Origin of the sequence: Streptomyces sp. NPDC015139, assembly GCF_043079785.1 — a bacterium.
GTDB lineage: Bacteria > Actinomycetota > Actinomycetes > Streptomycetales > Streptomycetaceae > Streptomyces > Streptomyces albidocamelliae.
This window is the reverse complement of the sequence record NZ_JBIBUW010000011.1, coordinates 289,654-307,599: the sequence shown is the minus strand read 5'-3', so window position 1 is coordinate 307,599 and position 17,946 is coordinate 289,654. Positions and strand designations below refer to the sequence as shown.

Here is a 17,946-nt window from a genome sequence, read left to right as displayed (position 1 = left end):
AGCCGTCCTTGGAACGTGAGGAGAAGGAGGAAGCGGAAGACGGGGCAGGCCGAGCGGAGCTCCGGCCCACCCCGTCAGCGGCGGGCTACGATCCCGGCCGGTCCGCTGGCCCGGGATAGTTCCACCCCGGTGGGGTGGCACCACCCTGCGGTGGAGGACCGCTACGCGGTGGTGCCGGCGGGTCCAGGTGCGTGACCCGTGGCGGCGCGACCGAGGCGCCGTGCGGCATCGGCCCGGAGCCCACCGGTGCCGAGTCGGCCGCCGGACTCCCGGGGCGCCGGATGAGCGGGACTCCGCGGTCGCCCTGTGTGGGAGGACGGCGGATCAACGCCCGGCCCTTGTCGCCGGCCGCGCCCGGGTCCTCACCGAAGCGGAAATGGGTCTGCTTCGGCTTGCCGTCACCACTAGGTCCGCCCGTCGGATCGATACCGGAGGCCTCGCCGCCCGAGCCCTGGCCCGGCACCGTCGCCGGCCCCTGAGGAGCCCGCATTCCCGTGCCAGCCTGAACTGCGAGCTGCCCCGCGGTCTTCGCCGCACCGGCCGCCACCGCCATCCCTGCAACACCCGTACGGTGCAGATCGTCATGCCCCGAGCCGTCGGCAGCCCAGTGCACGAACCTGTACGTCGCGTACGGGCACAGCATCACCAGCACCATCACGACGATTCCCGCCATGGCATCAGACAGAGCGCTGAGCCCGTCTGAAGCATCGGTCTTGCCCATGGCCGAGACACCCAGCAGGAACACGATCGTCATCAACAGCTTGCTGACGACCAGGGTCGCAGTCGCCTCGACCCAGCCACGGCGCCAGCGCCGGGCGACTTCCCAGCCGCCGCCGGCTCCGGCGAACACGGCCAGCGTCACCAGGATCAGGATGCCGACCTTGCGGGCGACCATCACGGCCCAATACAGGAATGCGCCGACAGCACAGCCGAGGCCGACCATGGCGGGGATCGTCCAGCCCAACGCGTACATAGGACCCAGGTCGTTGACCTCGACGACGCGCCGGATCGCGTCGTCCACCGAACTGTTCGCCGCCTTGAACAGGCCGGCACTGAGCGCGTCGACCACGGTCAGTGCGACGGTGGTGCAGGCGATGGCGGCGAACGCGAACAGCACCCCGGCCACGGTGCCGTACACCGCCTGAACGAGTGCGCGTTCGTCCCGCCTCCAAGCGGCGCGGGTGAGCTGCAGACAGAACGTGCCGACGGTCAGGACGAGGCCGATGGGCAGGATCAGTTCGTAGTTGCTCCGGAACCATTCGGCATTCAGGTCGATGGCCGTGGTCTTGTCGACAGCCTTCGAAGCCAGGTCCGCAGCAGCCTGGGCCAGTTCGCCCATCGATTTGGCGATCCAGGCGCCGATGCCATCGGTGACCGCCTCGCCGGTGGACCCGACGACACCGCCGATGGTGTTACAGACCGTTTGCATCACGGGCAGATCGCAAGCTCCCATGAGGGCACCTCCTTTCGGGAACCGGTGGCGATCACGGCGCCACGTTCGGCAGCACGCCGACGAGGGCGCAGTTGCGGTGGGGGCGGCACTGGACGGCGAGGGTCGTCGAGCGGGATTCCGCTCCGCTGCCCGAGCCCTTCCAGGCGATGGACTGCTTGCCGGTGACCGTGACGGCGTAGACGTACACCTCGGTGATCGCACCGGGGTCCTGGGCCAGGGCGGTTTTGAACGCCTGCGGGAAGTGGCCCTCGCCGACCGTGGCGCTGGCGTGTTGCCCACCGTCGCGCATCCGCGACCACAGCACTGGACTGGGCACCTGGTCCATGACCGACTTCCAGTCGGCGTACTTCTTCTCTTTGGTCATCCACCGCTTGAGGCCGGCCAGGTGTTCGGCCTGTGAGACGGACCGGGTGTCGTAGGTCCACAGGACCCTGGTGGCGGCCTTGGCGAACTCGATCGGATCGGTGGTCTTGGGCGGCGAGGCCACAGCGACCCTGGCATGTCCAGTGGCAGTCGGGGAGGGAGACGCCGAGGAGGACGCCGGCGCGGGGACGGCATTCGCCTGGGCTGTGTTCTCCGTGCGGGTGAAGTACGCGACCAGACCGGCGACCGACAGCAGAACAGCGAGGACAACGCCGCCGATCAAGGCGCGGCGCAGAACAGCGGATGGGGCTCCGTACGTCCGCTTTCCAGCGGAAGGGAAACGTGCCTTCGACATCAGTGAACCTGCGTCCCCATCGCCGAGAAGAACGCGACGATGCCGTTGGCCGCGCCGAGCAGCAGAGCGCAGCCGGCGGCGACCACCGTGCCCTTCTTGCCGTTGGCCTCCGCCTGGTGGCCGCCGCTGTGGTGGCCCCAGGCCCACACGAGGGCGGAGATAGCGAGGGCGCCGACCGCGGCGATGATGCCGAACAGGTTGATGCTGCCCATCACCTTCTTGAGGACGTCGAGGCCGGGCAGGCCGCCCTCGCTCGGCGTGACGCCGGGGTTGTACGCCAGGATCTGGGCGTGCCGAATGAACTGCATTGGAACTCCAGTACGATTTTGGACGCGCGAAGGCCCGAAAAGGGGGAGTGAGAGGGGGAGGGAGCCGGTCAGACGATCCGGCGGGCGGCGAGAACGTCCGGCCGCCAGTCGGCGAGGGTCGAGATCTTGACCACGTCGCCGGTGCGTGGCGCCTGCAGGATCAGACCGTCACCGATGAACATCCCGACGTGCTCCGGGACTTCGGCCGTGCCGCGGGTGAAGAGGAGATCACCCGGCTCGAGAGCGTCGACGCTGACCGCCTTGCCTTCCTTGACCTGTGTGTACGTGGTCCGGGAGATCGAGATGCCACCGGCCTTGTACGACGCCTGCATCAGGGATGAGCAGTCGCAGCGGCCCATCGGGTCCTGGCCGTGCGGATCGGTGCACGCGCCGCCCCACTGATAAGGGGTGCCGAGCTGGCCGAGACCCCAGCGGATGGCGGTGCGCACCGACTTGGGTGCACCAGCCGGGATCTTGTAGCCCTTGGGGACAGAGCCAGCGGGGATCGGACCGAACTCGGCTCCGTCCTCACCAGAGCCGCACCCGGCGGGTATCGAGTCCGGCTGCTCGCTCTTGTCACCCTTGTCAGAATCTGGCTCCGCTGAGAGCGCCTTGGTGATGGCCTTCTGCAGAGCCGTGGCCAGCGGCTCCCACTTGGCGTACGCGTCGGGAAAGCCGCTCTGCTGAACCGCCTGCGCAGCCTGCCCGACGGTCATGGACTGCCACCCCGGGACCTTCAGCAGCGCCTCGTAGAACTTCGTCGAGGCGTGCACCGGGTCGCGGACCTCTTGGGCCGTCCCCCAGCCCTGACTGGGGCGCTGCTGGAAGAGGCCGAGCGAATCCCGGTCGCCGTAGTCCAGATTCCGCAGCCCCGACTCCTGCAGGGCTGTAGCCAGAGCAACGACCTGTCCACGAGCCGGCACCTTCATGGCGACGCCGGTGGCCTGGATCGTTTTGGCGTTCGGGATCTGTTCCGCGGGATCGTCCAACCCTGGGACCGATGCTGTGGCCTTGGTACCCCTTTTGAGGATCGACTCCATCTGCGTGGCGACCGTTGCGGAATCCAAAGTCTGTGCATCGCCGCCCGTGCAGGCGGCTTGGGCGCTGTTCGCGCCAACCAGAGCGATTGCGAGTGGGGCGATCAGCAGCAGTGGGCCGAGAGCCACTGCCCCTGCTATCGCCACGCCCGGCTTCACGGCCACGGGCCGTCCGTCGAACTGGGGGTGGGCGAGCCGGACTCAGGGGAAGGGCGTGCCTGGGCATACTGCATCAGCAGCTCCTTACTTGTAGGCAGCGCAGCACCAGCGTTCTCGTCGAAAAGGTCACGGGAACCACACTGGTCGGGAATTCACATCACTTGAGACCAGAGAATGGGGGCCCAAAGGTCGAGCAGCTGACTTCCGGCCTTCGGGACCCCCTTACTGGAGAGCGGCAGCCAGCCGCGCTCGTAATCTCACAAGCCACACAGGAAATCTCCCTGGCCGAAATGTCAGGCTGCCTCGTGTGTGCCTTCCGTGCCGCCAGATGGACGAGGCAACACGCATCAGCACAGCTCAACAGGCCGGGAACTGAGTCCCGTCCGTCGAACACGGCGAGACTGTAGAGACGAATTCCGGCCGCACCAAACGACGCCGTGGCTGACAGCCGGGGCTCGTCACCTGGAGGCTGAGCAGCATTGGGTGCGGCCGGGAACGGCGGTTACTCTCCAGCTCATCGCTCTCCCCAGACGGCTGCTTCTGCAGCTCCGGGAGCGACTCACGCCGACGTGTGCGGAATTCCAGGAACGCTGAATCCGCGCACTACCATCCCCTCGGAATGAGAGAACCGCACTATGCCGTACACCTTGCACCGAGCGGACGCGTTGGCCGCCCTGGCCGGCATCGCCGACAACAGCGTCGATGCCGTCATCACAGACCCGCCCTACAACAGTGGCGGCCGAACCAGCAGCGAACGAACAGGCCGCAGCGCCCGCGCGAAGTACACCTCAGCCGACGCCGAGCATGACCTCGCCAACTTCCCGGGCGAAAACCGCGACCAGCGCTCGTACGGCTTCTGGCTCACCCTCCTGCTCACGGAGTCCTACCGGGCAACCGTCGAGTCGGGCGCCGCGCTCGTCTTCACCGACTGGAGGCAGCTGCCCACCACGACCGACGCGCTCCAGGCCGCCGGCTGGACTTGGCGCGGCATCGCGGCATGGCACAAGCCAGTCTCCCGGCCGCAGAAGGGGCGGCTCAAGCAGTCCTGCGAGTACATCGTCTGGGGCACCAAGGGCCCAGTCGACTCTGACCGGAACCCCGTCTACCTGCCCGGTCTCTACACCGCGAGCCAGCCCAGGAAAAACCGTGTGCACATCACGCAGAAGCCCGTCGAAGTGATGCAGGAGCTGGTGAAGATCTGCCCGCCGGGCGGCACGGTCCTCGACCCCTTCGCCGGCTCCGGCACGACCGGCGTCGCCGCACTGCGCGAAGGCCGCAGTTTCATCGGCGTCGAACTCTCCGAACACTACGCCGACATCGCCGAAGAGCGACTGTTGCAGGCGATGCAACAGACTCGCACCCGTGAGGACTTCGTTCTCGCAGGCCCTGGCGATGACTGACAAGCCATCAGGGTAGCCTCGATGGTGCTGCCTCGTGGGCTGCCCTGGCGAGGCGTCGCTAGCCGCCACCGCCGGTCCGCCGCACCGCATTCGTCGCCCGGAGGGACTGTGAGCCGTGGCTTCGGTCTCGCGGGGCCCGAAGAGCGAGAGTGCATGTCCAGGCTACCGGGGGCCCAGTGCAGAAAGGGCGGTTGTCCACCGTGACTGGTGCAGCAACCGCCCTTGCCCTTCCCCCGGGTCAGGCCGCGTTGACGCTCTGCTGGATGAGATTTCTGGCCCGCTCGAGATCCGCGTACGATCCGATCCGCACCTCGACGCCGTCTCGGATGCCGAGACACCCTAGACCGCGAATGTCGCGTGAGAAGCCGTCGTTCAGTTCCACCGAATCTGGGTCCAGCTTGAGGTTGACCACAAGGACCCGGCTGCGAGTCTGAACACGCACCGTAGCGACATTTTTGATTCGCCTGTACGCGATGTAGTGGAGCTGCATCTCCTTCTGTACCCCACCGTGGGATAGAAGCACCTCGTCCAAATCTGCGTACAGGTCCTTGAGATCTTGGGGTGCTTCATTGAGGTATTGCTGAACGGACTTGGGGGGTGCCGCGTTGGCGGGACGCGGCGCGGGTTCCGCTTCCCCTCGCGCGGGAGGAGCGGTGCCAGGGACAGATGCCGCAAGTTGCAGAGTTAGTACATCACCGAATAGCCGATATGTCACGAGATCGATCCGACGGCCGATCATCCCGACCGCGAACAGGTCGTGGTGCGTGAAACCCCCGGCTATGCAGACGATCCGGGGATTGCTCCAGTCGATCGATTGAGCCGTCTCGCTACCGAGCCTTTCCCTGGTCAGGTTCTCGAATTGGGACTGGTGGTCGTGGAGCCATGAAAGGTATGAAAGCGCCTGATTGATGACGTTATGATCGCGGGTGCGTTTGTACTCCACGATGACTGGCGTTCCATTCTCGTCGAGTCCGAGTGAGTCGATCCGGCCTCGATGACGCGAGCCCGTCGCATACTCGGATGCGAGGAACCGGACCCCGAGCATCGCCTCCATGTTGCGCTCGATGAGTGAGCTTCTTCGAGCGGGCTACCGATCGGGTGACGGTCCGTGAAGCGCAACGAGCGAGGCCCCCGGGCAGTTGATCGAGATGTCTGACGTCTCAACCACGCTGCTCAGGGGCCTCGTTGTTCATCTATCCTGCCGCACTCGACCTGCCACATGCGCTCGTGGAGTGGGTCACCATGCTCATCGTCACCCGTGAGGGTGACCGCCGCTGCAAGCTCCGTCCGTCCCAGCGCGCGATAGTGGCACTGGTGTACCTGCGCGAGCACACCACCCTGGCGAAGGTCGCTGCCGGGTTCGGGATCAGCGAGTCCACCGCCCACGCCTACACCGGCGCGGTCATCGACCTCCTCGCCGACCGTGCACCGGGCCTGCTGAAGGTTCTACGCGAGCAGGATCCGGACTTCGTCCTCCTGGACGGCACGCTCGCCGAGTGCGACCGGGTCGGCGACGGACGGGCCGACTACTCCCACAAGCACCGCCGGCACGGGGTGAACGTGCAGGTGGTCACCGATCCGGACGGCCGGCTGCTGTGGCTCTCGCCCGCGCTGCCGGGCCGCTCCCACGACCTGACCGCCGCCCGCACCCACCGGATCATCCGCATCTGCGAGCGCCAGGGCGTCCCCATCCTGGCCGATCTCGCCTACCAGGGCGGTGGCCCCTGGCTGACCACGGGCATCAAACGCAGGCCCCTGCGGGAACTCACTCCTACCGAGAAGACCGTCAACCGGGCTCTGGCCGCGGCACGGGCACCGGTTGAGCGCGGCGTGGCCCGCCTGAAGTCCTGGCGGATCTTCCGCAGGTCCCGCTGCAGCCCCAACCGCATGACGTCAATCGCCAAAGCCATTCTCACCCTGGAGCGGCAACGCTGAAGAAGCTCAGTGTCTGCAGCTGCCGCTCCAGGGCCATCACTGCGTCTGGGATCTCGAGTGCCTGCCCGTCAGCTATGCGGAACAGCTTCAGATTGTCCACCAGTTCCCCTGTCCACAGTTTCCTGATCGAATAATCGATCTCGGCTCGCGGGTATTCCTGTTCTTCGAGAGGTTCCGGTGAACGCGAGCAGCTATTGGCTCGGGGAGTGCGCGCCTAACCTGGCGATGGCCCCGTCTCTCGGGCTCTGTGCTGCTCCTGGTGCACCAGGTCGATGCAAGCGAAGCGCCGACTTCTTACGGGAGCGCAGCGAGACCCACCTACATCGCAACTGAGTGAGTGTCGAGGCCGGACTAGCGCAGTCTGGATGTGTTTCGTGCCGCTCCCGCGCGATGGCCCCCCTGGCGCAACCTCGCTATCGGTGTCCGCCGGGCAGCAGGAATGAAGAACATCGCGGCTGGCCTTTGCCGCGGTGCCCGCGACCCCCGTCGCCCCATCGCGCTCCTCAGCCTCAAGTGATCAGGCCCGGACGTCAATTGCCTATGGCGCCCCCAGGCACGCAGTTCGCAAGCGTCTCCGCAAGCTCGGCGCAGGGCTCGCACTTGGCTTTGTTTCGTCGACTGGACGCTCAGTCAGACGGTCCCCCGGAGCCGTACCGTTGGATGCTGTATGCAGGTTGGCCGGGCTGTGCTCGGTGCACAGCGCACTGTGTCAGTGTTGGGGGCCGTCCGTTGAGCGGCTTGCGGCTGCTCTGGCATGATCCCGCTAATCAAGGGGGCGGGAGAGTGAAGATTTCGCGCATCTCAGCGCAGGGGTTCATGTCGTTCTCCAGGATCGAGTTGGAACTGGACCCTGGTACAACGGTGGTAACCGGCCCCAATGCCGTAGGCAAGTCGAACCTGGGCCGGATCGTCGACGTGGTTCGCCTTGCCGTGTCCTCCCATGCCGGCTCGGAGCGCCGAAACCGGCTTGACGTGTATTCGCGTGCTCCCCGGCACGGTGCCCGACGCTTCCGGCTGATCATGGGCATCGAGATGGACCAGGCCTGGGAGCAGGAACTCGTTGCCATGTTTGTCCGCGCTGCCTATGCGTCTAGCGCCGCTGATCTGTCTACCTCGACGGATGTCCTGACCATATCCTCGGAGCGTCGAGACCAGGATGCCCGCCGACGGCTGGCCCCGGAAACTCTGCATCTGCTACTTCGCGGCTTCCTCGTCGTCGACTACGACGAAGGGGCACAACCTCGCTGGCGGGCCAGCTGGCATCACCCAGCCACCGGAGATCTTCACGAATCTGTCGAGCCAGTTTGGATCATGGACCTGCGGAGCGGGGGTCCGGTGATGCGCGCCACCGGGGAAGTCCCGGCGTCGACAATCTCTCTCGCTGAGGCATGGCGCCGCGTGTTCCCTGATGACCAGATCGGCACCGGTGCGACGGGCCCGAAGCTCGACTTCATGAGGATCTTCGCGGAGGCCGAGGAGTCAATCGTCCTCCGCACGGGACTGAAGAACGACAGCCTGCCTCTCCTGGACAGCGTCCGGGATCTCCACATGCTTCTGGGCTGGGATGCAGAAGATGCCCATCGGAGGCAGGTCGATTTCGTACATGTCCTGGACGCCATACTCCAACGCGGGATCGTGCTGACTGACAACCGGCGCCTGCCGCTGGGACGATCCTTCAGCCTGGAGACCGTTGGCCGACAAGCCGACCTTGAGGACGGGAGCCAGATCCCCTCCGAGCTCTACCGGCTCAAGAACGGCTCCCTTCCCCTGAGGCAGCGCTACCAGCGGATCCAAGATCGGTTCAAAGAACTGGTCAGCACCCGGTTCGACGTCCAGGCGACGCCCGACCCCGAACACTCGGGGAACCTGCTCATCGACGTCACCGTGCCTGAAGGAGATTACGAGTATCCGGTCGCCTTCTCAGGTGCAGGTCGGCAAGAGGCACTATTCCTCAGCACCGTTCTCGTCGGCGACCCCGGACGCGTCATTGTGCTGGACGAGCCTGGGGTCCACATCGAGCCGACACTGCAGCGCCGCCTCGCTCAAGCGGCCGACAGCGACACCCAATGCCTCGTCATCACCCACAGCGCTGACCTTGTGCCTGTCGCGGCGTCCGGCGACCTGGCCCGGATTGTCCGTCTCGCCCCTTCGCCTGGGGGCAGCAGAGCCCACCGCATAGGCAGGCTTGATGTGAAGGATCAGGCACGCTGGCTCCAGGTCCTCGGTCCGCGTGACGCACGCGCTCTGCTGTTCTCTGCCGGCGCTGTGCTGTGCGAGGGGTCCACCGAGGTGAGCGCCTTGGGTACTTGGTGGGAAAACAGCAGTAATCCGCTCAGCAGTGCCAACATCGCCTTGATCGACGTTGGCGGAGACAAAGCGTTCGGTCGCTACATCGAATTCTTGCGGGCTTTCAATATCCCGTGGGCCGTCATCGCGGACGGGCCCGCACTGCATCCCCGTAGCGACCTGTACCAGCAACTGAAGGCACAGGAGTTTCTCTCTGCCGTGGAACCCGACTGTGCGGAACCCGTCTTCGATGAATGGAAGGCCTTCTGGGAGGCGCACGGGGTGTTCAGCGTCGCTGACGTTTTCGGGAACGATGGGTCGGAGGCCGGAGAGTTCGAGGCCTACCTCAAGCGGTTGGATCCGCAGCTCCTGGGTCGGGTAGGCAGAGGACGGAGCAAGCCCCGAGTAGGGGCCGCGTTCGCCAGCCAGCATCCCATGCCGAGGGACATCGCCGACCTCTACGCCATGATCCGGGACCGGCTGGTGCCTATTGCCTGAGATCACCGCCGACCGGCGCGGTAGCGGTCGGCAGCCCCGGGCCGCCGAGACCGGGTGCAGTGTACGCAGCGCTACGTGGCGCCGTGTCCAGGCCCAGTGGCGAACAGGCTCGACAACCACGTCGCTGGGGTGAACGCCTTCCCTCTCAGGCCGGAGACGCCTGAGACCGAAGTGAGGCACCTCGGCGGTGGCGTTGCCGGGTGGCTCCTGCCGTATGACCGTGAGCGCTGGCCGCAAACTGGCTAGCGGACAGGCGGGTTGGGCCGTGCGATGCATTCCGCAGCCGCCCAGCATCCCGTGCGGGCGTGTGATTAGGGTTCCTGCATGCGAAAAGGAGCGATCACGCGGGAAGCAATCCTGAAGGCACTGCACGAGTGCGACCGGATAGGCCGTCCGGCCTTCCTTGAGGCGTACGGCTTCAAAGAGGCCCAGTCGTACGTTCTGCTCCACGACGGCCGCGAGTACGACTCCAAGGCGATCGCCGGAGTCGCCCACAAGTACACCGAGGGCCGCGCGCTGAAGGCGGACGAGTTCAGCGGCGGCCGCAACCACGCCGTCGCCTGGCTCAAACGGGAGGGATTTCGCGTAAGGTTCGTCCGAAATCCCGATTGGTCCCGGGATGAGATCATCCTTGCTTGCCACCTGGTCATGAAGAACGGGTGGAAGGGGCTGGATGCGGGCGACCCGCAGGTGCAAGAGCTCTCCCGGCTGCTTCGGGCCCTTCCTGACGACCGGCTCAGTCCACGCAGTGAAACCTTCCGTAACCCCAACGGCGTGGCCCGCAAGACCTTCGACATAGCTACTCAGCACCCCGAGTACACCGGCAAACCAACGAACGGCGGTGCCACCGACAGGGCCGTTCTCGCCGAGTTCCTGGCCCGGCCAGCGGAGATGTCCGCGGCTGCAGAGCTCATCTGGGAGGCGCTCATGACGGGCTCATTCCGGGCTCTGCCGCCGGCAGACGATGGTGAGCTGGAGGAGTACAGCGCGCCGGAGGGGCGCCTGCTTCTGCGACGGCATGTTGCCCGTGAGCGGGACAAGAAGCTACGGCAGAAGAAGATCGATGCAGTGCTGCGCCAAGGGGCGCCCCTTGTCTGCGAGGTCTGCGACTTCGACTTCGAAGCGGTCTACGGAGACCGAGGGGCGGGGTACATCGAGTGCCACCATGTGGTCCCGCTGCATGTGGCAGGCGAGGGGCGTACGAAGCTTTCGGATCTTGCCCTCATATGTTCGAACTGCCACCGAATGATCCACAGGCGAGCGCCCTGGCCGACGCCAGCGGGGCTTCGCGGATTGCTGGAAACGCGCCGGTCGGAAGCCTAAGCCAGGACTGGACAAGCGCTGTACGCGGCTGCCCGCTCGGTCGGCGGGCGGTCCGCTGACATGCGTGGTCGGCGACGACGGTTCGGCTCAGGGCACTGGCTAAGAGGTCGTTACTCCCTGCACTGAAACTGTCGCTGAGCGGCGTGTTGCTGGAGAGTCGTCATAACGGTGCTGATGCGGCAGGGGCAGGGGCTGAGCGCTCTGGCGGCTGGCAAAAGGCCGGGACCTGACGCACAGCGGGCAGCGGATCAAGCGGCTCCCGCCAGCCTGCGGGCGCCAGGACGCTTCCGCATGTGAGAAGCCCCTCCCGTTTCTTGGGCCTGTGGTGGCAGTGAGAGGAGGGTCCGCAGAGTTCTGGCCATCTAGACTGGGGTTTCTCACTGGTCGCGTTCGCGGTCAGCTGTACATGCCCGTCTCGGTGGACTTGCCGCCTTGTTGCTGGGATGTTCGTGCGTAATGACGGACTCGCTAGCGTGTTCGAGTCCGGCCTGCCGCGAGTGCAGCCAAGCGTGCGGCGGGCGGTGCGCACGTATGGAGGACGAATGACGGATCTGCAGGCTGTCGAGATCTGCGCAGGCGCGGGCGGGCAAGCCCTCGGGTTGGAGCGCGCTGGGTTCGAGCACGCACTGGCCGTGGAGCTCGACCCGAACGCCGTCGCCACCCTGCGCAAGAACCGGCCGCACTGGGATGTGCGGACAGGTGACGTCGCTGATCCCAAGGTGTGGGAGCCTGAGAAATTCGGCGGTGTGGATCTGATCGCCGGCGGAGTGCCCTGTCCGCCATTCACCATTGCCGGAAAGCAGTTGGGGGCGACTGATGAGCGCGACCTTTTCGCCTGGGCAGTGCGCCTGGCTGAGAGGGTCAAGCCCAAGGCGCTTCTCTTGGAGAACGTCCGCGGTCTCAGCGCAAACCGCTTTGCGGCCTACCGGCAGAACGTCCTGGACACCCTCCAGAGCGCTGGCTACATCGCTCAGTGGAAGCTCCTCCACGCCGCCGACTTCGGTGTACCGCAACTGCGCCCCCGCTTCGTCCTCGTAGCACTGCTGCCCGAGTATGCCGAGTACTTCAGCTGGCCCGAGCCCTTGGAAGGCGAGCGTCCGACGGTAGGGAAGACCCTTTACAAGCTGATGGCCGCCAGGGGGTGGAAGGGGGCCAAAAGCTGGGCCGACAATGCTGACCAGATCGCGCCGACCATTGTCGGAGGGTCGAAGAAGCACGGCGGTGCGGACCTGGGGCCCACACGTGCCAAGGCGGCTTGGGCGAAGCTGGGAGTAGACGCCCTGGGCATCAGCGATCATGCGCCCGATCCTGACTGGCAGCCTGCTGAAGGCAAGCCGGGACCGAAGCTCACGGTCGAGATGGTTGCCCGCATCCAGGGCTGGAAGCCTGAGGACAAGTGGGTGTTCGAGGGCCGGAAGACCAGTACGTACCGGCAAGTAGGTAACGCTTTCCCGCCTCCCGTCGCTGAGGCGGTCGGGCGGTCCATCGTGCGAGCCCTGCGGCAGGAGGGACCGCGCACCGAGCTGGTGGAGACCACAGAGGTGGTCCACGACCCCGTCTACAAGCTGCTGCGGGGGATGGACCGCCCCATTGGCGTCGACCAGATCATCAACCGGTTGGAGAAAGCCGGGCAGCGTATGTCCGAGCCGGAGGTCGAACGGCACATCGCTCACCTGGAGCGGGACTTCGTCATCGAGAGGGTGAAGCGCTCCAGCGGCGCCCTCGGCTACACCCTCGGCGAGTTCAAGGCCTTCGTCGGACAGGAAGGCCACCAGCGGCATGAGCTCTTCTCCCTCAATCAGGCGAAGATCAGCTGAGGGCTGCGGCAACTGCTGCGGGTGGTGCGGCGATCAGGGGGCCTTCCTCGAATGTTTTGAGGCCGCGGCCTCCTGCCGCCGAGCGGCCACTGCTTCGATGACGGTGCTGGCGCACGCCTCGGGATCGAGGTGCTCCCAAAAGCGGAGCACCAGCCAGCCCGCCTCCGCGAGGCGTTCGTCTGTGTCCCGGTCGCGCCGGACGTTCCGGCCGATCTTGTCCTCCCAGTAGGGCCGGTTCGTCTTCGGCATCACGAAGTGATCGGGGCAGCCGTGCCAGAAGCAGCCGTCGATGAAGACAGCCACCTTTGCCGGGCGGAAGACCATGTCGGCCGTGCGGCGCATCTTAGGGAGCGGCTTGGCGGCTACCCGGTAGCGCAAGCCCGCTGCGTGGACCAGCGAGCGGAGCAGTAGCTCGGGTGAGGTGTCGCGGTTGCGGTTGCCGAGCATGCTCCGCCGGTTCGCGGCCGAGGACGCCCACGATCCCTCGGGTGGGGTCCAAGGCTCGACCTGTCGTCCTGGTTGTCCTTGCTCGCTCATATCTCCGGCAGTTTGGGAACGGTTTCTTCCGGATCATCCGGCCTGGCAAGAACCCATTCTTGCCCACCCAGCTCTACTCTCGGTGCCCCCGCATGGTGGGGGCGGGCAGCCGCAAGCCGGGCGCTCACCGACTCGCCTGGACCGGGCACAGGCAGCCCGAGGGCTGCGGCGATCCGGCCGTGGCTGGAGTAATGCCCGAGGATGACGATGCCGCGTGGTTGGAGCCTCGAGCGCGAGCCGCCGTTGTAGCGGACACGCTTCATGTAGTCCTCCTGCATCGCCACCGTAGCAACGACAGTGCGACTGACCCGGCGGCCCTGGGCGCGGAGAAAGAGATCATCTACCCGGCGCTGGCCGCTCTTGTGGGAGAAGATCGCCTTGATGTCGGCGTCGGCGAGCCGCAGCAGCATGTTCTCCTGGAGTGGGGCATCGCGGAACAGCCACCGCACCGCGCCCCGCCCCACCGCGTTCAGGGTCTTCTTGGCATCGCGGTTGCCGCCGTTGTTCAGTCTTTCGGGCAGGGCACGCACGAGGCCGACGGACCAGCGGGAGTCTTCATCGCTGGCCCAGACCACGAGAAGCAGGTGGCCGAGAGCCTCGGGCGGGATCATCCACCCGCCTAGCGTTTGCGAGTACTTGCAATCGACGTCGGTGCCGGCGATCGAGTAGTCCATGCTTGCGCCGTCGGCGAAGCCGAACTCGCGCTGGACGTTGATCTCGATCAGGGTGCCGAGGTGGGCCTTTTCCGTCTTGTACAACTGGTCCCACCGGAACCGACCGGTGTGCTGGCCGTCCAGCAGCATGTCGATGCTTCGCCGAATCGCTCCAGCGAACCGCGTGCCATCCGGGTCTGCGCCGAGGATCAGGGCCGCGACGGCCTCCAGTTCCGGATCGCTGGGTTCGTCAACAGGCCATAGGCCCGTCTGTACGCTCATCCTGTCCACGGCGGGACTCTATCCAGACCTCGGAGAGCAGTGGTGTCCGGTGTGCCGACGGCAAGTGGCAGACTTTGGCTGTGATACGAGAACCGGCAGAGCTGCAGATCGACGACGAGGGCCGAGTATCCCTGCCGCTAGGACTGCTGGCAGAGGCGGGCCTGGATGCGGGTAGCCGGATCTTGGCCTTCAGCGACGGCGATGGACGCATCGTCCTCCAGCGGGAGGCAGACGCCATCGAGTCTCTGCTGCAGGACGGGGCCCTGTGACCCGAGGGCCCGTCAGCGCTACGCCGCCCTCACTCCAAGGTGCTCCAGAAGCGCCCGCACGTCGGCGGCGTTCATCCCCGCGGCCAGCGGCTCCTCCTCTTCCGGATCGCCCAGCTGCTGGACTTCGGGGTCGTCGAGGATCCGCCCCATGAAGTCCAGCTTCTCCGCCAACCGCATGGCGACCAAGTCGTCGACGCTTCCCTCGGCTGCGAGCACGGTGACCCTTGTCTCCGTGTCCGGGGCGAGGCCGAGGCGGTGGATGCGGTCGAGGCTCTGCAGGAACCGACCCGCCTGGAAATCGCGGTCCACGTAGACCGCGTCGTGGCAGACCTGGTGGAGGCTGATCCCCTCTCCAAGGGTCGCCGGATTGGAGATCAGGACAGCGCATTCCGGGTCCTCCCGGAAGCGGCGCAGCTCCGCTCCCCGGTCGGGTGTCCCGCCGTGCACGGCAGCGGGCTGGAACGGTGCCAGCAGCGCTTGGAGCGAAGTGATGCTGCGGACGAAGCTTGTCCACACCAATGTCTTTCGGCCGACGGCGGCGTTGGCGGAGACGATGGAAAGGGTCTCCTGGTACTTGGGTGACAGCTCGTAGTCGGGAAGCTGCCGGAGTAGCGCTGACAGCGGATCCCCTTCTGGCACTTCGAGTGGCGGGACCCGGAAATGCAGGGGCTCATGGCGAACGGAGCCTGCGGCGAGCAGAGCCGGGCTGGTTGCCGCCATCAGCAGTCGTAGTACTGCCTTCCCGAACGCCTCGATGTTGGTCCTGTCCGCCGCTGCCCGCGATGAGAACTTGCCTTCCAGGGCGTCGTAGATCTCGCGGTGCAGCGGCGGCATGGGGAGGCGGCGGATCCGTGTCTCCACCGGCGGGAGGCCCAGCTCGACTTTTGTCGTCCGGGTGTACATGGGGCGCAGCACCTGACTGGCGTGCGCTAGATTCCCGCCGTCGACGGCCTGGGTGACCACCCGTCGCCCGTGCCCAGGCCACACGAAGGAGAGCAGGTTCGCCAAATCCTTCGAGCCGTTGGGCGCGGGGGTGCCGCTGAGAATCATCCGTACGCGGCTGAGGGGGCCTAGCGCCATGCAGGCGGCACCGTAGACTCCGGCCCCGCCGAGCTTCATGCGGTGCGCCTCGTCGAGGACAAGCATCGCCGGGGCAGCATTCAGCCACTGGGAAAGCGCGGGGACAGCCCGGTCTAGGCGCTCATAGTTCACGAGGATGACATCGGCTGAAGCGGGCACCTCCTTGGCCAGCACGTGTACGTCCAGTGGGGTGGAAAAGCACTGCCGGACTTCGTCCTGCCATGCGCCATAGGCTGACTTGGGGCCTACCACAAGCATGCGCACCACCGTTCCGCGAGTGCGGAGCGCGGAGAAGATGGCGAGAGAGACGCGGGTCTTGCCGGCGCCGGGCACGCTGAAGTTGGCGCCGTGCTCGATGGACAACAGACGGGCAATGTCGCGCCTCTGGAAGGGGGTGAGAGGGCCGGTCCACGTGTCGCCCAGCAGGGCTGGGATGTCGTCCGGTTCGACTATGTCCTCGTCGGCCGTTCCGCTTAGGAGGCGCTCGGCCATGTCCGCCTGGTCAAGCATCTCCTCGACCAGGCGGCGGAAGTCGCTTTCCCAGACGACGCCTTCGGGGTGAGGCCAGGAGCCAAGAGAGCCGATGCCGGCAATGAAGTTGTCCAGTGGGACAGCAGCCGACAGCTTGTCGGTCATACGGCCGTTGGGGAAGTTGGCGATCATTTGCCCGAGTGCGCTACGGCACTCGGGCACGGTCCTCAGTGCGGCCTGCGTGCGGGTGACGTCGAAGCCGATCGTCAGAGTGGGATCGGCCACCTAGCGCACCTTTCCAAACGCCTCAAGCAGCCAGGCCACTCCGTCACCAGGCTGCTGCACAGTGCGCTTCGCCTCGATTGCGAGTTTCTCCAACTTTTGCCGCAGTTCGGTGACGGCGTCGTCGAACGCCTCCTCATCAAGGCTTCGGGATGCTCTAGACATGACGAGGTCAGCGACGCACTGCTCGATGTCCCGTCCCGCGTCAGCCAAGCGAGCCGGCGCTGCCTGCCTCCGCTTCTTGATGCGGGCGTCCCGCCCAGCGTCGGAGATGGCCTCGTCCATCGCCTTGTAGAGCCTGCCGAGTTCCTCTTGCGCTTCTGCGGCAACCTCTTGGGGGGCTGAGCTTCCTGGCTGGCACACGGCCTTTGCATGCATGACGGCGTCCGTCAGTGCCTTAGCTGAGCCGAGGGCAGCGGATGGGCCCTTCACCGCCCGCCCCAATCCGGGGATGGCCACACTCGCCGATGCTGCAGCGGGGACCTCGCTGATCGGTAGGACCTTTGAGAGATAGCGGTCGCGGAAGTTGTGCTCGATGAACCGGACATCGGTCTTGGCGAAGCCGAGGAGCATGGCTGCCAGTCGGTTCTCCAGCAGCAGCTCCGCCTTCTCCGGGTTGGCTGCGTGCTGCTTGACGTACGCGCGATGCAGCTCGCGGAACTTCTCCGCCTGCTCTTCAAAGGCGACCAGCGAGAGGCGTTCGCCCGCAGTCTTGCTGCGCTCGATGAGCGACTCAATGCGCGCTAGGACCCACTGGTCCTGCCGGCAGCGGTCCTGTGTCGTACGGAAGGTTGCGGCGATGACGGCAAGAGGCGTCCCTTGCTCCACGAGCTCTTGCACCGCAAGCAAGTGGTTGATGTACGAGTATTCCCGGCGGTGCTCCTTGCGCAGCTGCAGGGACAGCTCGATCGCGGCGATGTCCTGCCAGCCGCACGAAGGGGGAAGCACGGCGACGCGCATGGCGTGGTTGGGGCCGTATAGCTTCATCAAAGCCGCACGGCGGGTGTTCCCGTTGACCAGGACGCCTTCGTGGGTGATCAGCCCCGGTTCCGTCTGGCCGTACTCCTTCAGGCTCGCGAGCAACTCGTCGAACTCAGGGTCGGTCCGGGCCGGGTTCGCCGGGAGCACCTGCAGGAGGTGGTCCAGATACGCTTGGCTGCCGGTGCTCCACGGATCGTCGGCGAGACTCTTGGCCCGCTTGGGATCATGACTGGACTGCGCGCGGATGCGGTGGGTAGCCGGGTTGTAGTAAAGGTTGCCCACCGGCATCTGGATGACTTCCAGGTGCTCGGGCGCGCCCCGCCACTCGACGGTGAAGGTCTCGCGGGGGCCGTCGCCGGCCGCGATCTCGTCCAACCGGGACCGGACGAGGGCGCGATTCTCCTCGGCTTCCGGTGGCAGACCGTAGCCCATGGCCATGTACTCGTTCCTGCTTTCG

At 66.1% G+C, this 17,946-nt stretch carries 14 protein-coding genes; 5 read left to right on the top strand and 9 right to left on the bottom strand.

The annotated features are described in order from the left end of the window. Nucleotides 1–85: 85 nt before the first annotated feature. The 4 genes from ACF08B_RS28535 to ACF08B_RS28520 form a co-directional block, all read right to left on the bottom strand. Entirely contained in the window at nt 86–1,453 is a 1,368-nt protein-coding gene (locus tag ACF08B_RS28535) for an ATP-binding protein (RefSeq protein WP_392320005.1), read from the bottom strand. A gap of 31 nt (nt 1,454–1,484) precedes the next feature. After that, on the bottom strand, nt 1,485–1,940 hold the full coding sequence (locus ACF08B_RS28530) for a hypothetical protein (protein WP_392320004.1): 456 nt from the start codon (nt 1,938–1,940) through the stop codon (nt 1,485–1,487). A 230-nt stretch (nt 1,941–2,170) separates the two neighbouring features. Next, nucleotides 2,171–2,479, bottom strand: a complete 309-nt coding sequence (locus ACF08B_RS28525) for a DUF6112 family protein (protein ID WP_392320003.1) — start codon at nt 2,477–2,479, stop codon at nt 2,171–2,173. A 68-nt stretch (nt 2,480–2,547) separates the two neighbouring features. Beyond that, nucleotides 2,548–3,675, bottom strand: a complete 1,128-nt coding sequence (locus ACF08B_RS28520) for a C40 family peptidase (protein ID WP_392320043.1) — start codon at nt 3,673–3,675, stop codon at nt 2,548–2,550. A gap of 635 nt (nt 3,676–4,310) precedes the next feature. Here ACF08B_RS28520 and ACF08B_RS28515 point away from each other — a divergent pair. Next, entirely contained in the window at nt 4,311–5,075 is a 765-nt protein-coding gene (locus ACF08B_RS28515) for a DNA-methyltransferase (RefSeq protein WP_392320002.1), read from the top strand. A 238-nt stretch (nt 5,076–5,313) separates the two neighbouring features. Here the strand turns inward: ACF08B_RS28515 and ACF08B_RS28510 are convergent, their stop codons facing one another. Then, nucleotides 5,314–6,129, bottom strand: a complete 816-nt coding sequence (locus tag ACF08B_RS28510) for a transporter (RefSeq protein ID WP_392320001.1) — start codon at nt 6,127–6,129, stop codon at nt 5,314–5,316. Nucleotides 6,130–6,260: 131 nt separating this feature from the next. On the opposite strand from ACF08B_RS28510, the gene ACF08B_RS28505 reads away from it, so the two are divergent. From ACF08B_RS28505 to ACF08B_RS28490, 4 genes are all read left to right on the top strand, one after another. Further along, nucleotides 6,261–7,010 (top strand): transposase family protein, encoded by a 750-nt coding sequence (locus ACF08B_RS28505; RefSeq protein WP_392320000.1) that lies wholly within the window; start codon nt 6,261–6,263, stop codon nt 7,008–7,010. Nucleotides 7,011–7,793: 783 nt separating this feature from the next. Continuing rightward, complete coding sequence (locus ACF08B_RS28500) at nt 7,794–9,794, top strand: TOPRIM nucleotidyl transferase/hydrolase domain-containing protein (protein WP_392319999.1); 2,001 nt, start codon at nt 7,794–7,796, stop codon at nt 9,792–9,794. 324 nt (nt 9,795–10,118) lie between these two features. Continuing rightward, nucleotides 10,119–11,117, top strand: coding sequence for an HNH endonuclease (locus ACF08B_RS28495; RefSeq protein ID WP_392319998.1), 999 nt, complete (start codon nt 10,119–10,121; stop codon nt 11,115–11,117). A gap of 542 nt (nt 11,118–11,659) precedes the next feature. Next, nucleotides 11,660–12,934 (top strand): DNA cytosine methyltransferase, encoded by a 1,275-nt coding sequence (locus ACF08B_RS28490; protein WP_392319997.1) that lies wholly within the window; start codon nt 11,660–11,662, stop codon nt 12,932–12,934. A gap of 33 nt (nt 12,935–12,967) precedes the next feature. On the opposite strand, the gene ACF08B_RS28485 is transcribed toward ACF08B_RS28490, so the two are convergent. The 4 genes from ACF08B_RS28485 to ACF08B_RS28470 all read right to left on the bottom strand — a co-directional run bounded on the left by ACF08B_RS28485 (nt 12,968) and on the right by ACF08B_RS28470 (nt 17,927). Then, complete coding sequence (locus ACF08B_RS28485) at nt 12,968–13,471, bottom strand: very short patch repair endonuclease (RefSeq protein WP_392319996.1); 504 nt, start codon at nt 13,469–13,471, stop codon at nt 12,968–12,970. Further along, nucleotides 13,468–14,406, bottom strand: a complete 939-nt coding sequence (locus ACF08B_RS28480; protein ID WP_392320042.1) for a NaeI family type II restriction endonuclease — start codon at nt 14,404–14,406, stop codon at nt 13,468–13,470. The genes ACF08B_RS28485 and ACF08B_RS28480 overlap by 4 nt, the downstream gene beginning before the upstream one ends. A gap of 287 nt (nt 14,407–14,693) precedes the next feature. Further along, on the bottom strand, nt 14,694–16,511 hold the full coding sequence (locus ACF08B_RS28475; RefSeq protein ID WP_392319995.1) for a DEAD/DEAH box helicase: 1,818 nt from the start codon (nt 16,509–16,511) through the stop codon (nt 14,694–14,696). Next, nucleotides 16,512–17,927: a transcriptional regulator gene (locus tag ACF08B_RS28470; protein WP_392320041.1), complete on the bottom strand. Its 1,416-nt coding sequence runs from the start codon at nt 17,925–17,927 to the stop codon at nt 16,512–16,514. It lies immediately after the preceding gene. Between the last annotated feature and the right edge of the window lie 19 nt (nt 17,928–17,946).